Here is a 15,871-nt window from a genome sequence, read left to right as displayed (position 1 = left end):
GGCAGTTTTGGCCGACAGTTTAAGCCGACCCGCCAAAGATCGCACGTTTCAGCTTTGCATCGACCCGCCAGCCAGCGCACACAGCTCGATGGGGGCGAGGATGTGAATCTCTTTGCCCTCGGCAGAAATCAGCTGATTTTGCTGGAACCGGGTGAATACACGGGACACCGTCTCGACTGCCAGACCCAGGTGATTACCGATTTCATTGCGCGACATGCTCAGTCGGAACTGATTGGCCGAAAAGCCTCTGGCGCGGAAGCGTGCAGACAGATTGATCAGAAAGGTGGCGATACGCTCATCGGCGGTCTTTTTCGAGAGCAGCAGCATCATTTGCTGATCGTCGCGGATCTCACGGCTCATGACGCGCATCAACTGCCGACGCAGCTGCGGCAGTTTCACGGACAGTTCGTCCAGACGCTCGAAAGGGATCTCGCAGACCGATGTGGTTTCCAGTGCCTGCGCCGAGACCGGGTAAGCCTCGGCGTCCATGCCTGACATGCCCACCAGTTCGCTGGGAAGGTGAAAGCCGGTGAGCTGTTCTTCACCGCTGTCACTGATATTGAAGGTTTTCAGTGCCCCGGAACGCACCGCGTAGACCGACTCGAAGGTGTCCCCCTGACGAAACAGAAACTCGCCTTTTTTCAGGGGGCGGCCGCGTTTGACGATCTGGTCAAGGCAGTCCATGTCTTCGGTATTCAACGAAAGGGGCAGGCACAACGGCGCGAGACTGCAATCCTTGCAATGAGCCTGGGTTTGAGCGCGCGACTTGACTGGCTCGGACATCACTTAATTCCTTGTGGGAAATCACACATAAGCTGTAAGGGTAACTCACCCGTGCTTGTCGGGGCCAGCCCGCAAATCTTTCGCAGTCATCAAGGTCGCAGACTGTCTGCCGATAACCCTGTATTCCTTCAGCCACATCAGGATGCCTTGGCATGTCAACGACACTCCCGTTGATCAACAGCATTACGATACGGACTGCGACCTCGCAGACCACCTACAGTTATGCCGAGCAAAGCACTGCCGAGACATCTGCAAGCGAGACAAAGGGCATACAGGTCAATTTGTCCGCAGAAGGCAAGGCGGCTGCTTCATCGTCCTCCAAAAACGCCGATATCGAGCAGAGCGGCCTGCCTGCTTCCGTGCAGAAGATCCTCAAGGCGATTCGCGAGCTTCAGCGCAGGATCGAGGAAACCATGGAGCAGATCCAGAAGGCCCTGAATGACCCCAGCCTGAGCCCCGAGGAGCGACGGACCAAGGCCGCGGCACTGCAGACCGTGCTCAGCACGTTGCAGGCGCAGGTGAGCAATTCCACGGCCGATATGTCGTCGCTCATGAACGGCCTGGGCTCCAGTGACGCCGACAAGACCAAGGCGGGGATGCTGGTTCTGGCCAAAATGTAGAGCCTGGACGCGGGTCATATCACTCGGGAGAACTGCTGTCTGTTGTGCCGGGTCAGGTAAGCATCGAAGACCATGCACACTGCGCGTACCAGCAGTCGGCCTGCCGGTCTGACTTCAATGCCCGTCTCACTCAGCGAAATCAGCCCGTCGCTGGCCATGCCGAGCAGTTGCGGCCACGCTTCGCTGAAATAGTCCCTGAAATCGATGCAAAAGGTCTTCTCGATCTCGCCGAAATCCAGGGTGAAGCCGCAGATCAATTGCTGAATGATGGCGCGCCTGATGCGGTCGTCATCGTGGCAGATCAGTCCACGTCGAGTTGCGGGCTGGTCGCTGTCCAGCAGCCTCAGATACTCGCTCAGGTCGCTGCTGTTCTGGCTGTACAGCTCACCGACCTGACTGATGGCCGAGATACCCAGGCCGATCAGGTCGCAGTGACCGTGCGTGGTATAGCCCTGAAAGTTGCGTTGCAGGGTCAGGTCTTCCTGAGCGATGGCCAGCTCGTCGTCGGGCAGGGCGAAATGGTCCATGCCGATGTAGCGATAACCGGCGTTGCCCAATTGCTCGACGGTGCGCTCCAGCATCAGCAGTTTGCTCGCTGCATCCGGCAGATCCGCAGCGTCGATGCGCCGCTGCGGCATGAAGCGCTCGGGCAGATGCGCATAGTTGAACACCGACAACCGGTCGGGCTGCAGATCGATGACCTTGTCCACTGTGTGGCTGAAAGTCTGCGGGTTCTGTGCGGGCAGGCCGTAGATCAGATCAATATTCACCGAACGAAATTGCAGCGTGCGCGCCGCTTCGACTATCGCGCGGGTCTCTTCCAGGCTTTGCATGCGGTTGATCGCCCGCTGCACCGTCGGGTCAAGGTCCTGCACGCCCAGGCTGACCCGGTTGAAACCCAGCTCGCGCAGCAGTCCCATCGTCGACCAGTCCGCTTCGCGAGGATCAATCTCGATGCCATAGTCGCCGGAATCGTCGTCCAGCAGGTTGAAGTGTGAGCGCAGTTGCGCCATCAAGCGGCGCAGTTCGTCGTGACTGAGAAAGGTCGGCGTGCCGCCGCCCAGGTGCAGTTGCTCTACCACCTGATCGGGCGCCAGGTGACAGGCGAGCATTCGCATCTCGTGTTCGAGCCGTTTCAGGTAGGCCTGAGCGCGTCCGCGGTCCTTGGTGATGACTTTGTTGCAGGCGCAGTAGTAGCAAATGTTCGCGCAGAAGGGCAGATGCACGTAAAGCGACAACGGACGTGATGCCTTGCGGCTTTCGCGCAGCGCATGCAGCAGGTCGAAGGCGCCCACTTGGGTATCGAACTGCGCTGCAGTCGGATAGGACGTATAGCGCGGCCCCGCCACATCGTAACGATGGATCAGGTCTGAATCCCAACGAATGGCGTCAAACATGCGCGCGTTTCCCGGTCTGGCTGGCGATGTCGCGAGCATACGCAGGAGGCCGGGGGGCGGCGTTGATGTGGATCAAGTGGCAAGAGTTGCCAGCGTCAGTGCCCCATCAGCCAGTGCTGGTGGGGGCCTGGCAAGGTCCAGACACCGAAGACCATCACCAGCAAACCTCCCGCCATGCGCACACCACGCTTGCGTAACAAGACCGTGGTGCGCTCGGCAGCCAGACCGGTGGCCAGCAGAACCGGCCAGGTGCCCAGCCCGAAGGCCAGCATCAGCAGCGCGCTGTCGAGAGGGTTGCCCTGACTGGCGGCCCACAGCAGGGCGCTGTAGACCAGCCCGCAAGGCAGCCAGCCCCACAGCGCACCGAGCACCACGGCGCGCGGCACACTGGACACCGGCAACAGGCGACTGGCCAAGGGTTGCAAATAGCGCCACAGGCCTCGGCCGAGACGCTCTATATAAGTGAGCCCGCTCCACCAGCCGGCCAGGTACAGCCCCATCATGATCAGCAATACGGCAGCGACGATGCGCAAGCCCGTCGCCAGCGGACTTTGTGCCACCGCCCAGCCGACCAGTCCGGAACACAGGCCAGCTGCGGCGTAACTGAGAATGCGCCCTAGGTTGTAGGCCAGCAGCAAACGAAACCGGCGACTGCGCTGTTCCTTGGGGATGGCCAGCGTCAGGGCGCCCATCAGGCCACCGCACATGCCCAGGCAGTGACCACCGCCCAGCAGCCCGAGAATGAACGCCGAGAACAGCATCGAGGCGAGTTCAGACATCGCGTTTCTCGTCCGGGCCCGACTGCGGAGACTCAGGCGGGACATGCTCCACAGGCGGCGTGTCATCGAACAAGATGCTGTGTGCCGGACCTTCCATGTCGTCGTACTGACCGCTGTCCACTGCCCAGAAGAACACGTAGATCGCCACGCCTACCAGCAGCAGAGCGGCAGGGATCATGATGTAAAGCGCGGGCATGAAACCTCCGGTGCAGATTGGGGGGCAGAGGCACGACGCGGCAGGCGGGTCAGGCGCAAGGCGTTGAGCACTACCGTCAGTGAACTGATCGACATGCCGATCGCCGCCCACACCGGAGTGATCCAGCCCAGGGCCGCGAAGGGCAGCATGAGGCCATTGTACAGACCGGCCCAGAGCAGGTTTTCGATAATGACGCTACGCGTGCGTCGGGCCAGATTCAGCGCGTCGATCAGCACCGGGAGGCGGTTGCACAGCAGCACCGCGTCAGCGCTGGTTTTGGCGAGGTCGGTGGCCGAGCCCATCGCCACACTGATGTCGGCTGCTGCCATGACCGGTACGTCGTTCACCCCGTCACCGATCATCAGCACCTTGCGCCCCTGAGCCTGAAGCCGGCGCAGCACCTCCAGCTTATCGTCCGGGCGCATGCCGCCACGCGCCTCGTCGATGCCCAGCGCCTGCGCGACGCTGTCAACCATCGGTGAGCTGTCGCCTGACAACAGCAGCGTTTTCCAGCCTCGCGACCGGCATGCCTGTAACAGGATGTCGGCATCCTCGCGCAGTCGGTCGTCCAGCACCAGCCATGCGAGCGGGCCCTGCGCATCGCCCAGCAACAGCCATTGGCCGCAACGCCCGGTTGGCAAGGGTGTTTCAGCACCGCTCAGCGCGCAGACGAATGCCGCCTCGCCGATGCGCAGCAGATGCCCGTCAACACGACCTTCCAGCCCCAATCCCGGTGTGCTGAGCACCTCTTCGGCAGCCTTTGGTGCTCGACCGAACGCGCGGGCGATGGGGTGCTCGGAGCGGTTTTCCAGGGCCGCCGCCAGTTCCAGGCAGCGATTGGCGTCCAGCTCGCGCAATGGGTGAATGCTGCGCAACGTCAGGCGTCCTTCGGTCAGAGTGCCGGTCTTGTCGAAGATGACCGTGTCGATCTGGTTGAGGCCTTCGAGCACATGACCCCGGGTCAGCAGCAGGCCGAGTTTGTGCAGCGTGCCGGTCGCCGCAGTCAAGGCGGTCGGTGTCGCCAACGAGAGTGCGCAGGGGCAGGTGGCGACGAGCATGGCCAGGACGATCCAGAATGCGCGCGATGCGTCCAGCTGCCACCAGATCACCCCGATCAGTGCGGCCGCGATCAGCGAAAACAGCAGAAAGGTCTGTGCCGCCCGGTCGGCAATCTGCGCGAGTCGGGGCTTTTCTGCCTGCGCGCGTTCGAGCAGCCGGACAATGGCCGAAAGACGGGTTTCGTGGCCCAGCGCCGTCACGGCAACGGTCAGTGGGCTTTCGACATTCAGCGTTCCTGCGGTGACCGCATCGCCCACTCTGCGCATCTGTGGCAAGTATTCGCCGGTCAACAGCGATTCATCGATACTGGAGCGACCCTCAAGGATTTTGCCATCGGCCGGTATCACTGCACCGGGCTGTACCAGCACCCGATCGGCCAAGTGCAGTTCGCTGAGCATGATGCGCTGGCTCTGGCCGTCGTCGCTGAGGCGCAGGCATGAGGCGGGCAGCACGTTGACCAGTTGGGCCGTGGCCGCTGCCGTGCGCTCGCGGGCGCGGCGTTCCAGGTAACGTCCTGCCAGCAGGAACAGTGCAAACATGCCGACGGCATCGAAATACAGCTCGCCAGCGCCGGTGACGGCGGTCCAGATCCCCGCGGCGTAGGCCGCGCCTATTGCCAGCGACACCGAGACATCCATTGTCAGGTGACGGCTGCGCAGGTCGCGCAAGGCACCGCGAAAGAATGGCGCGCAACTGTAGAAGACGATCGGCGTGGTCAGAAACAGCGCCACCCAGCGCAGAATGGTGTGCATCTGCGGGCTGAGGTCGATATTGAATTCCGGCCAGGTGGCCATGGTGGCCATCATGGCCTGAAACCACAGCAGGCCGGCTACGCCCAGTTGTCGCAACGCCAGACGATTGTCACGCGCCAGGCGTTCGGCTGCGCGGTCGGCCTGCCATGGATGGGCGACATAGCCAATCGCGTGCAGCTCGCTCAGCAATTGGCTGAGCGCAAGCTGGTCGGGGTGCCAGCGTACCAGCAGGCGATGAGTGGACAGATTCAGGCGCGCTTCGGCCACTGCTGGCAGCCGCCCCAAGCGTTGCTCGATCAGCCAGCCGCAGGCCGCGCAACTGATGCCTTCGACAAGCAGGGTGGCTTCTGAAAGGTCGCCGTCGTGGCGCACGAAGGGCGCCTGTACGTCGGTGCGGTCGTAGAGCACCAGTTCCTCGAACGATTGGCTGGGCAGGCTTTCCGGGTTGGCCGAGGTTTCACTGCGATGGCGGTAATAGTTGTCCAGACCGCTGGCGACGATGGCCTCGGTCACTGCCTGACAACCGGGGCAGCACAGCTGTCGGGTGGCACCGAGCACTACCGCGTTGAAATGGCTGCCCGCTGGAACCGATAAGCCGCAGTGGTAGCAGTGCAGCGGAGCAGGAGAGGAGGGCTTGGCCACGCTCAGTCTTTCCGGCGTTGCGCGGCTTGCAGGGGCTCGTCACCCAGGGTCACGTCGTCAGTGCCGATCTGTTCCTCCTCGAAGAGGCGCCAGGTCTGCTCGCCTTCGACACCCAGCAGTTCCACAAAACGCCGACCATCGACCTTGTCCTGCAACTGACCGATGTAACGGCCCGGTTCCGACGGGCTGCGGGTCAGGAACACCCGGCGATCACTGGCAGGGCGCGTGGGCGAAATGAGGTTGAGTTCCAGACGCTCCGGGTTGCTGTTGCCGCTCAGGTCCAGCCCGACTTCTCCGGTCAGCTCATCCAGGTGCAGGCGCGCGTGCAGTTTGAGGGTCTGGGCGAGCACTTCGCGATTCAACGAGCGATTGATGCCTTTGCCGGCCTCGTAATAGTTATCGGTGACCAGCGGATCCGGGTGGGTCACGGCGATGAACACCATCGACAGGCTCAAGGTCACCGAACCGGTGAGGATGGCGATGATGATCCATGGCCAGAGGTGCCGGTACCAGGGGCTTGCAGCAGTCGCAGCGGGCATGACGGTGCTCTTAACGAATGGGTGGGCCGAGGAAGCGGCTTTGGGTCTCGACCTGAGTATCGCTGTCGATGTCCTTGAGGGTAAAGGTTACCTCGTTGCTGTGCGACGGCAGTTTTTCCGGCGCACTGGACAGCTCCACCGGCAGGCTGACGATTTCGCCCGCCGGGACACTGATTTCCCGACGGCCCTGCAGTCTCAGGTCGGGCAGGCCGCTGGCCTGCAGCACATAGGTGTGGTCCACCTGATCCTTGTTCATCACTTTCAGGCTGTAGACGTTTTCGATCCGGCCTTCGGCGTTTTCCCGGAACAGCATGCGGTCCTTGCTGACCTCCAGACCCACCAGCGTGCGCATGCAGAAAGCAGCCGTCAGCAGCGCAATCATCAGCAGCAGGACCAGCGCATAACCGACCAGACGTGGGCGCAGAGTGCGGGTGCGTTGCCCGGACAGATTGTGTTCGGTGGTGTAGCGAATCAGGCCGCGAGGGTAGTCCATCTTGTCCATGACCGTATCGCAGGCATCGACGCACGCCGCACAGCTGATGCACTCCACCTGCAGGCCGTCACGAATGTCGATGCCGGTCGGGCAGACCTGCACGCACATCGTGCAGTCGATACAGTCACCCAGCCCCAGTGCATGAGGATCAGCCTCCTTCTTGCGCGGGCCTCGGGCTTCGCCACGATTCTGGTCGTAGGAGATGATCAGTGTGTCCTTGTCGAACATCACGCTCTGGAATCGCGCATAGGGGCACATGTAAATGCATACCTGTTCGCGCAGCCAGCCGGCATTCAGGTAAGTGGCCAGGGTAAAGAAACCGACCCAGAAATAGGCCCAGCCATCCGCCTGGCCCGTGAACAGATCCACGCACAGCGCGCGGATGGGTGAGAAATACCCGACGAAGGTCATGCCGGTGGCAAGCCCGATCAGCAGCCACAGGCTGTGCTTGGCGAACTTGCGCAGCAGTTTGCCGGCACTCATCGGGGCATGGTCGAGCCTGATACGCTGGTTGCGGTCGCCTTCAGTGACTTTCTCGCACCACATGAAGATCCAGGTCCAGACACTCTGCGGGCAGGTATAGCCACACCAGACCCGGCCGGCATAAACGGTGATGAAGAACAGCCCGAACGCTGCAACGATCAGAATGCCGGACAAGAGGATGAAATCCTGTGGCCAGAACGTCGCGCCGAAGATGTAGAACTTGCGTTCCGGCAGGTTCCACCAGACCGCCTGATGCCCGCTTCGATTCAGCCAGACCGTGCCGAAGAAGATAAGCAGCAACAGGGCGCCGCCGAGCATCCGCACATTTCGAAACAGACCCTTGAACGCGCGGGTCTGGATTTTCTCGCGCGAAGCGTAGAGGTCGGTGAATTCGCCGTTTATTTCGGATGCCGGGGTGATGTCGTGTACTGGAATCTGCTTGGTCATCGATGAGTCCAGCGGCGGTGGCCTGGCCCCGGCCTATAAAGGTCTGGCAGGTTCACACCCGCGTTCAACGTGATGCACGTGAATAAACGGCCGCTTCTTCATTCAACTGGCTGACCCAGGGATTGAGCAGCGCGACCCCGCACGACTGAAAGTCCATTGTGTTGCGTGTGACCACGGTCATGCCATGCACCAGCGCAGTGGCGGCGATCAGCGCATCGCTTTCGCTGCGCGGGTCGGGAACGTGCAATTGCGCGCAGCGCCTTGCGACCTGAGTGTCGACTGTCAGGATACGTCCGGCGAACGCCTTCATTACATGCTGCTCAAGCCACATTCGCAATGCTGCGCCCTGTGCCGGGTCGCGGCGTTCGATACGCAGGATACCTGTTTCGAGCTCAAGAATCGTGATGGACGAGATGAACAGGCTGGAGGCCATCTGTGTTCGCGACCAACGGAGCACGTTCGCATCGGCGTTGCGTTTTCTGAGTTCGGACACCACGTCGGTGTCGAGCAGGAACATCAGGACAGGTCAACCTGTCGGGGCGTGATCACGGCGCGCTGAGGCTCGAACTCGATATCGATGTCAGTGGGCATTATCAGCATGTCGGCGATGCTTGCCGCACTGCCGGTCAGCTTCAGGTAATCCTCGATGCAAAGCAGCACATGGGCCGGGCGGCCGCGGTCGGTAATGAACACCGGACCTTCGTTAGCCGCTTTCTTGGCCCCGCTGGTGTCTTGGTTGAATTCGCGGCTTGAGAGGGTTGTTGTCATGAAAGCGACCTCTGGAATGGGCAGACACATCGTTGTCATAATGAGCAATTCTAAGCGTGTAGAGATGTAACTACAATGCGTGCAGTGACGCAAATTACTACCGCGCACTGCTTGCCTGGTATCCCGATGCTAAAAATCCACTTGGTCTGATGGTTCCTGACGCAGCATATGGGTCAGCTTTGCTGACTACGGCGTATGCAGTGCTTATCTGCATGCGCGTCAGTGCGCGTCGCCAGCTTCTCTTGGTATTTCAGATTGTAAAAATGCAAAATTTATTACCGAAGCCCGTCACGTAGGCGTGGAGTAATAAGCAGCCCCTATGACTGGGCTACTTATTAAACGTCGTGCCGTTTGTCACTCAAAGAACTGCCATCGGTATCTAATAGCCGACCTATCAGTTCTGATAGTAGAGTTTTAGCAGATGTTTGTAATAATGAGTACAGCCGAAATGCTCTGAGTAACGCTCTCTGTCCGTGTTTTGGTTCTGGGGTTTTAGTTTTCATGAGGGTTTTGATATGTCTAACTACAGGCTTTTTCCTTGTGCGTTGTTCAGCACATTGTTATTGATGTGCGGGTGCGTTAGTGATGTGAAAAATGAAAGCCCAGACGCTGTGGCGAGCGCGGTCGGGCCGAAGGGCATAATAAGGCATATTATATTTGCTTCTGACCCTCAATACCCTTGGTCAAAGGATAAAAAAAACATAGAGGACAGTCTGGGCGCTTTGCCGCACCAGCAATCGCAGGACGTCCTACTGCCATCCCGTTCCTCGGTTAACGAGGTCAGTACTGAAGACCTCATCAGAAATCAATATTCTGCGATACAAAAATGGCGTGCCGGAGCCATGGGCGGGACAGGCAATAACCCGGTCATCATAAACGGAGACATGACGGCGTTTGGCCATGGCGATGAAAGGGCATTTTTGTACGGGACACTGGATTCAATATTGTCGACGAATTGGTATTTTGGACTGGGTAATCATGATTATAAGAACAATGTGGGTAACTGCCAAAACAACGGCTGCGCCAGAGACAGTATGAACGACCTCATTGGCCGGATGGGCGGTAATAATATGGATTACAGTCTGGATAATGGCGGTGGTCTTCCTCCAACCAAGCGATATTCCGGAAGCTTTGCTTACTATAAAGATTTGGGTAGGGTACGGTATATTCAATTGAATCTGGAGCCTTCTTATATCAACTGGTTTTATTCCTTAGGCACACCGCTGGTCAGGTCAAAGTATGAGTTTGATATCCAGTCACCTGTCGAAAATGGTTGGCTGGAGCGTGTGCTGATAGATGCAAGGGCTCAGAGGAAATTCGTTATTATCGGCATGCATGATCCGGCTGAATGGACGTATTCCCCTAACTCGCGCACGAGAGAAATATTGACTCGGTTCCGTAACTTACTAAAGCTCTACGATGTTTCAGCTATCTTTGCGGGCCACTTCCACGCCAGCGCTGGACGCTACTCCAGCACTTATGATGGGGTGCCTGTTTTTCTGAGTGGCTCGGCAACTGAAGAAACTTTTCTCATTGTTGATGTCAATGAAAGTTCTAGTCTTTTTCAGGTTTGGCTCGTTAAGAACAATAATCCGCAAGCCGCTCAATATTTGGGTGCGTTGCCGTTGAAACTGTCCGTTGCTGTTCCTCCCGTTGACGAATATGACAATGCAGGGCTTTGGGGGCGCTGGGGGGGCACGGCATCTTGTTCAGAGACGCAGCATATAAATGGTTTTCAGGTCAAAGCGGAAAAGTGGCAAGGTAACAGTGACGATACAGCCATCAACGCGATCGTTATGTATTGCAATAATAATCAGGTATTAAGGAGCGAGGAAGCGGGCTGGGGAGACTGGACCGCGATCGTTCGCTGTCCTTCAGGCAAAGCTGTGGACGGGTTTCAGTTGAAAATGGAGGCTCATCAAGGAAACGGTGACGACACTGCGGTGGACTCCGTCAGGCTCGTCTGTGAAGGAGGTCAGTATATAGCTGCACCTTACGACACAAACTATGGTGTCTGGAGGAAAATTTACCGTTGCCCCACCGGAATGGTTGCCACCGGCTTTGAAACCCGCGTCGAAATCTATCAGGGTAGCGATGACGATTCTGCGTTGAACGGCATGCGGATGAGATGCAGTCCCAAGCCTTGATCTGTCGCTGATGGCAGTCGTAGTTTTTTGCGCTATCACGATGCCAGGTTTTGCTATCGGCAAAACAACATCACTTGGGCTCTGCCGGTTTCTCCTGACGCGACAGGCTGTAAACATAGGCAGCCAGAATGTGAACCCGGTCATTGCCTTGCAGTGCCTGCTGAGCAGGCATCTGGCCCTGGCGGCCATCACGAATGGTCTGCTGCAACTGCGCGAAGCTGGAACCGTAGATAAACGCGTTGGGGTGGGTCAGGTCCGGCGCGCCGAGAATCGGCATTCCCTTGCCCTCTGGCCCATGACAGGCAACGCACAGGCTGGCGAAGGTCTTTTGTCCGGCCACCGGGTCAGCTTTCGCATCCTCCGGTAGCGGGCGGGCGTCCAGCTGCGTCAGCACGTAGGCCGCCACATCGCGAACACCCTGTTCGCCGAGCACGCTGCCCAGAGCCGGCATCACGCCCATACGCCCGGCGAGGATGGAGGTCTTGATCGCCTGGGCATCGCCTCCCCAACGCCAGTCGGCATCGGTCAGGTTGGGGAAGCCGTAGGCACCTTTCGCGTCAGAGCCGTGGCAGACCGAGCAGTTGGAGGCAAACAGGCGTGCACCGATTTTCAACGCCTGCGGATCTTTGGCCACTTCCTCGACGGGCATGGCGGCGTACCTGGCAAACAGCGGCCCGTAGCGGGCTTCGGCGTTTGCCACTTCCCGCTCCCATTCGTGGACACTGGTCCAGCCTTGCTGGCCGTCGGCGAATTGCGTCTTGCTGTCTTGGTCCCGGTATTCATAACCCGGCAGCAAACCCTGCCAGTTGCCCAGTCCCGGGTACAGGAGCAGATAGCCCAGCGCAAAGACGATGGTCGCCAGAAACAGGTAGAACCACCATCTGGGCAATGGGTTGTCGTATTCCTCGATACCGTCGAACGTGTGGCCGACGGTTTCATCTGTCGGTTCGTCGGGCTGACCTTTGCGCGTGGACAGCAGCAGCCAGAGCATGGCGATGATGGTGCCCAGGGTCAGGACCGCGACGTACAGGCTCCAGAAGGTACTCATGGTTGGTCTCCCCGTTCAGCTCTGGCGCGCTCGACCTTGCCGATGGCCTCGGGGTCATCCGCGAAAGGCAGCAGAGTCGCGTCGTCGAAGTCTGCCTTGCGGGCAGGGCTGAACACCCACAGCATCAGGCCGATGAACGCCACCATCACGACCAGTGTGCCAAGGCCTCGAATCATTCCGATGTCCATCATGATCACCGTTTGCTCTTGATGAGCGTGCCAAGGCCTTGCAGATAGGCCACCAGCGCGTCCATTTCGGTCTTGCCCTGCACCGCAGCCGCCGCACCGGCGATATCCGTGTCGGTGTAAGGGGTGCCGAGGGTACGCAGCACCTGCAGCTTTTTCGCAGTCTGCGTGCTGTCGATGGTCTTCTCGGCCAGAAACGGATAAGCCGGCATGATCGAGGTCGGGACCAGGTCGCGCGGGTTGTTCAGGTGTACACGGTGCCACTCGTCCGAGTAACGACCGCCGATCCGTGCCAGGTCCGGCCCGGTGCGTTTGGAGCCCCACAGGAAAGGATGATCCCAGACGCTTTCGCCTGCCACCGAGTAATGCCCGTAGCGCTCGGTTTCGGCGCGCAGCGGTCGGATCATCTGCGAGTGGCAACCGACGCAGCCGTTGGCGATGAATACATCACGGCCTTCCACCTCAAGCGCGCTGCGTGGCTTCATGCCCTCGATAGGCTGGTTGGTCACGTCCTGAAAAAACAGCGGGACGATCTGCGTCAGTCCGCCGATGCTCACGGCAATCACCATGAAGAAGGCCAGCAGGCCGATGTTTTTTTCCAGCGCATCATGCTTCATCAATGCGCCCCCGCGACTGCGATGCGGGTGGCCGCTTCGGCCGCCTGCGGGTCCGATGCACGTATCGTACGCACGACGTTGTAGGCCATCAGCAACATACCGCTGGTGAAAATCGCGCCGCCGATGGCCCGCACGATATAGCCCAGGTGGCTGGCCTGCATGGTTTCGATGAAGGAATAGGTCAACGTGCCATCGTCGTTCACCGCGCGCCACATCAGGCCCTGGGTGATGCCATTGACCCACATCGAGGTGATGTAAAGCACGGTGCCGACGGTCGCGAGCCAGAAGTGTGTGTTGATCAGGCTGACGCTGTACATATGCGGTCGGGCATAGAGTTTCGGAATCATGTGGTAGATCGACCCGATGGTAATCATCGCGACCCAGCCCAGCGCCCCGGCGTGGACATGGCCGATGGTCCAGTCCGTGTAGTGCGAAAGCGAGTTGACGGTCTTGATTGCCATCATCGGGCCTTCGAAGGTCGACATGCCATAGAACGCCAGCGAGACCACCAGAAAGCGCAGTATCGAATCGGTCCGCAACTTATGCCACGCGCCCGACAGCGTCATCATGCCGTTGATCATCCCGCCCCAGCTGGGCACCAGCAGAATGATCGACATGACCATGCCCAGCGACTGCGCCCAGTCCGGCAGCGCGGTGTAGTGCAGATGGTGCGGACCGGCCCAGATATACAGGGTGATCAATGCCCAGAAATGCACGATGGATAAACGATAGGAGTAGACCGGGCGCTCGGCCTGCTTGGGCACGAAGTAATACATCATGCCGAGAAAACCGGTGGTCAGGAAAAAACCGACGGCATTGTGTCCGTACCACCACTGGATCATGGCGTCGGTCGCGCCAGCGTAGGCCGAATAGGATTTGAACAGGCTGACCGGCAACGAGATATGGTTGACGATGTGCAGCATGCCGGTCACCACGATGAACGCGCCGTAGAACCAGTTGGCGACGTAGATATGCCGGGTGCGGCGTTTGACGATGGTGCCGAAAAACACTGCAGCGTAGGCGGCCCAGACGATGGCCAGCAGAATCGCCACCGGCCATTCGAGCTCGGCATATTCCTTGGTGGTGGTGTAGCCCATCGGCAGGGTCACGATGGCGCCGACGATCACGGCCTGCCAGCCCCAGAAGGTGAAGGCCGCCAGACCATCGGAAATCAGCCGCGTCTGGCAAGTGCGTTGCACCACGTAATAAGAGGTGGCGAACAGCGCGCAGCCGCCGAAGGCAAAGATCACCAGATTGGTGTGCAGCGGGCGCAGGCGTCCGAAGGTGGTCCATTCAAGTTCCAGGTTCAGCCCTGGCCAGACCAGTTGCGAAGCAATGAACACGCCCAGGCTCATGCCGACCACACCCCAGACCACAGCCATGATGGCAAACTGGCGCACCACGGTGTAGTTGTAGGTTGTAGGACTGATTGTTGTGCTCATTGCAGACTTCCACGATTCAGAGGGTTACCGCAGACGTAATCGGGCCAGGGCGATGCAGCGCTGGCAATCGCATCGAAGCACACCGAAGAGGCAGGGGCAGGAACAGACAGGCACATCAATGAGCGTCAAAGGGCTGCGGCAGACGCGTGTCACGAGTTTAGCGTTGAAACAGGGGATGTGGGAAGTCGCAGGTTCTGTACGAAAAGATGCTGCGCAATGCGTCAGCGAGTATTCCGCACCCCGTTGCAGGGTGCGGAGTTCACGCATCGCCGCTGGACTGGAACACAGCGGTGGCGACCTTCGCGTACAGACGAGTTGATCAGGACCCGCGCAAAGACTGTCACGTATGTTCAGTCGGCAGTAACACCTGTCATTGCCCAGCAATCGGCCTGAGCAGGCATATGACTCTGGTGACCGACTCAGCGGTGTTGTTGCAGTGTGCGAGGCCAGTGCCGTCAATGAAACCGCCCGGCGGTGTCAGGTTTGGGGCGCTCATCGCCTGGGTACTTTACCTAGTGCACCTTGACAGAGTACCCGGGCAGACCTGAATGGCGGCTGTCCGACGGGGCGGGGCGTCTCGATGCGCCGTGCGCTCGCGATTCGTACGGGATTCGCGACCCGGTTCGCCGCTATAGTGATGGGCTACTTTGCGACCCACCTGAATGAGGCAAACATGAGCAACGGCTTTAAGCCCGGTATCGGTCAGGATCAATGGCTGCAGCTGGTCAGTGAAAGAGGCTGGCTGTGGACGCCCGCGCAACTTGCGGGTGCGCTGGACGCGCCGACCCTGTTGCTGGCGCATGGTGCAGGTGCACCGATGGACAGCGACTTCATGAACCGCATGGCGGCTGATCTGGCGGCGCAAGGTATCAGCGTCCTGCGCTTCGAGTTTCCTTATATGGCGCAGCGGCGTCGGGGCGGCAGCAAGCGTCCACCCAATCCACAGGCACAATTGCTGGAATGCTGGAGAGAGGTGTTCGCCTGTGTGCGTGCTCACATCCGCGGGCGTCTGGCGGTCGGCGGCAAATCAATGGGTGGGCGGATGGCCAGCCTGATCGCCGATGAGCTTGAGGTCGATGCGCTGGTGTGTCTAGGGTATCCGTTCTACGCCGTGGGCAAGCCTGAAAAACCACGCGTGGCGCATCTGGCCGACCTTAAGACTCCCACGCTGATCGTGCAGGGCGAACGCGACGCGCTAGGCAATCGCGAAGCCGTAGAAGGCTATGCATTGTCGAGTGCCATTCGGCTGCACTGGTTGCCGACTGCCAATCACGACCTCAAACCCCTGAAGGTCGTGGGTATCAGTCATGAGCACTGCCTAGGTGAGTCCGCGAGAGAGATTGCCGGGTTCCTGCGCGCCTGAGTCACCGGCAAGGCAGGCCGATGGTGGTTCGCATTTTACCCACCTTGCCGTCGGCGATGACCTGCCATATCCACTGAGCGGGGGCCTGTTCCAGCTCCGATCTCAGCGTCA

Annotated in this window: 16 protein-coding genes; 3 read left to right on the top strand and 13 right to left on the bottom strand. The window is 59.6% G+C overall.

The features are described from left to right. Positions 1-48: 48 nt before the first annotated feature. On the bottom strand, positions 49-783 hold the full coding sequence (gene fnr, locus PI739_RS10155) for a fumarate/nitrate reduction transcriptional regulator Fnr (protein WP_003370208.1): 735 nt from the start codon (positions 781-783) through the stop codon (positions 49-51). A gap of 152 nt (positions 784-935) precedes the next feature. On the opposite strand from fnr, the gene PI739_RS10150 reads away from it, so the two are divergent. After that, complete coding sequence (locus tag PI739_RS10150) at positions 936-1,403, top strand: hypothetical protein (RefSeq protein WP_003436132.1); 468 nt, start codon at positions 936-938, stop codon at positions 1,401-1,403. Positions 1,404-1,417: 14 nt separating this feature from the next. Here PI739_RS10150 and hemN read toward each other — a convergent pair whose 3' ends face one another. From hemN to PI739_RS10110, 8 genes are all read right to left on the bottom strand, one after another. After that, positions 1,418-2,800, bottom strand: a complete 1,383-nt coding sequence (gene hemN, locus PI739_RS10145; protein WP_054081566.1) for an oxygen-independent coproporphyrinogen III oxidase — start codon at positions 2,798-2,800, stop codon at positions 1,418-1,420. 95 nt (positions 2,801-2,895) lie between these two features. Next, a complete protein-coding gene (locus PI739_RS10140) occupies positions 2,896-3,579 on the bottom strand; it encodes a sulfite exporter TauE/SafE family protein (RefSeq protein ID WP_054081567.1) in 684 nt (227 codons plus the stop codon). Further along, entirely contained in the window at positions 3,572-3,775 is a 204-nt protein-coding gene (ccoS, locus tag PI739_RS10135) for a cbb3-type cytochrome oxidase assembly protein CcoS (protein WP_003370219.1), read from the bottom strand. Before ccoS ends, PI739_RS10140 begins: the two co-directional genes overlap by 8 nt. After that, complete coding sequence (locus PI739_RS10130) at positions 3,754-6,228, bottom strand: heavy metal translocating P-type ATPase (RefSeq protein WP_054081568.1); 2,475 nt, start codon at positions 6,226-6,228, stop codon at positions 3,754-3,756. Before PI739_RS10130 ends, ccoS begins: the two co-directional genes overlap by 22 nt. A gap of 2 nt (positions 6,229-6,230) precedes the next feature. After that, on the bottom strand, positions 6,231-6,767 hold the full coding sequence (locus PI739_RS10125; protein WP_054081569.1) for a FixH family protein: 537 nt from the start codon (positions 6,765-6,767) through the stop codon (positions 6,231-6,233). A gap of 10 nt (positions 6,768-6,777) precedes the next feature. Continuing rightward, a complete protein-coding gene (ccoG, locus tag PI739_RS10120; RefSeq protein WP_054081570.1) occupies positions 6,778-8,190 on the bottom strand; it encodes a cytochrome c oxidase accessory protein CcoG in 1,413 nt (470 codons plus the stop codon). A gap of 64 nt (positions 8,191-8,254) precedes the next feature. Continuing rightward, positions 8,255-8,707: a type II toxin-antitoxin system VapC family toxin gene (locus PI739_RS10115; protein WP_003436144.1), complete on the bottom strand. Its 453-nt coding sequence runs from the start codon at positions 8,705-8,707 to the stop codon at positions 8,255-8,257. Next, positions 8,707-8,958: a type II toxin-antitoxin system prevent-host-death family antitoxin gene (locus PI739_RS10110; RefSeq protein ID WP_002554250.1), complete on the bottom strand. Its 252-nt coding sequence runs from the start codon at positions 8,956-8,958 to the stop codon at positions 8,707-8,709. The genes PI739_RS10115 and PI739_RS10110 overlap by 1 nt, the downstream gene beginning before the upstream one ends. A 473-nt stretch (positions 8,959-9,431) precedes the next feature. On the opposite strand from PI739_RS10110, the gene PI739_RS10105 reads away from it, so the two are divergent. Next, positions 9,432-11,105: a metallophosphoesterase gene (locus tag PI739_RS10105; protein ID WP_271351799.1), complete on the top strand. Its 1,674-nt coding sequence runs from the start codon at positions 9,432-9,434 to the stop codon at positions 11,103-11,105. 70 nt (positions 11,106-11,175) lie between these two features. On the opposite strand, the gene ccoP is transcribed toward PI739_RS10105, so the two are convergent. The 4 genes from ccoP to ccoN are packed head-to-tail and all read right to left on the bottom strand — an operon-like array spanning position 11,176 to position 14,397. Then, complete coding sequence (gene ccoP, locus PI739_RS10100) at positions 11,176-12,153, bottom strand: cytochrome-c oxidase, cbb3-type subunit III (protein WP_003436155.1); 978 nt, start codon at positions 12,151-12,153, stop codon at positions 11,176-11,178. Next, entirely contained in the window at positions 12,150-12,341 is a 192-nt protein-coding gene (locus tag PI739_RS10095; RefSeq protein WP_003436156.1) for a CcoQ/FixQ family Cbb3-type cytochrome c oxidase assembly chaperone, read from the bottom strand. Before PI739_RS10095 ends, ccoP begins: the two co-directional genes overlap by 4 nt. A gap of 5 nt (positions 12,342-12,346) precedes the next feature. Continuing rightward, complete coding sequence (ccoO, locus tag PI739_RS10090; RefSeq protein WP_003370233.1) at positions 12,347-12,955, bottom strand: cytochrome-c oxidase, cbb3-type subunit II; 609 nt, start codon at positions 12,953-12,955, stop codon at positions 12,347-12,349. Continuing rightward, the gene (ccoN, locus tag PI739_RS10085; RefSeq protein ID WP_003370235.1) at positions 12,955-14,397 is read right to left on the bottom strand and encodes a cytochrome-c oxidase, cbb3-type subunit I; all 1,443 of its coding nucleotides are present in this window, start codon (positions 14,395-14,397) and stop codon (positions 12,955-12,957) included. Before ccoN ends, ccoO begins: the two co-directional genes overlap by 1 nt. A gap of 673 nt (positions 14,398-15,070) precedes the next feature. On the opposite strand from ccoN, the gene PI739_RS10080 reads away from it, so the two are divergent. Further along, positions 15,071-15,760, top strand: a complete 690-nt coding sequence (locus PI739_RS10080; RefSeq protein ID WP_223886382.1) for an alpha/beta family hydrolase — start codon at positions 15,071-15,073, stop codon at positions 15,758-15,760. Positions 15,761-15,871 lie beyond the last annotated feature (111 nt).

The organism is Pseudomonas cerasi, from assembly GCF_027983475.1.
In the GTDB taxonomy this organism is placed as follows: Bacteria; Pseudomonadota; Gammaproteobacteria; order Pseudomonadales; family Pseudomonadaceae; genus Aquipseudomonas; species Aquipseudomonas cerasi.
This window is presented reverse-complemented; position numbering and strand designations above follow the sequence as displayed.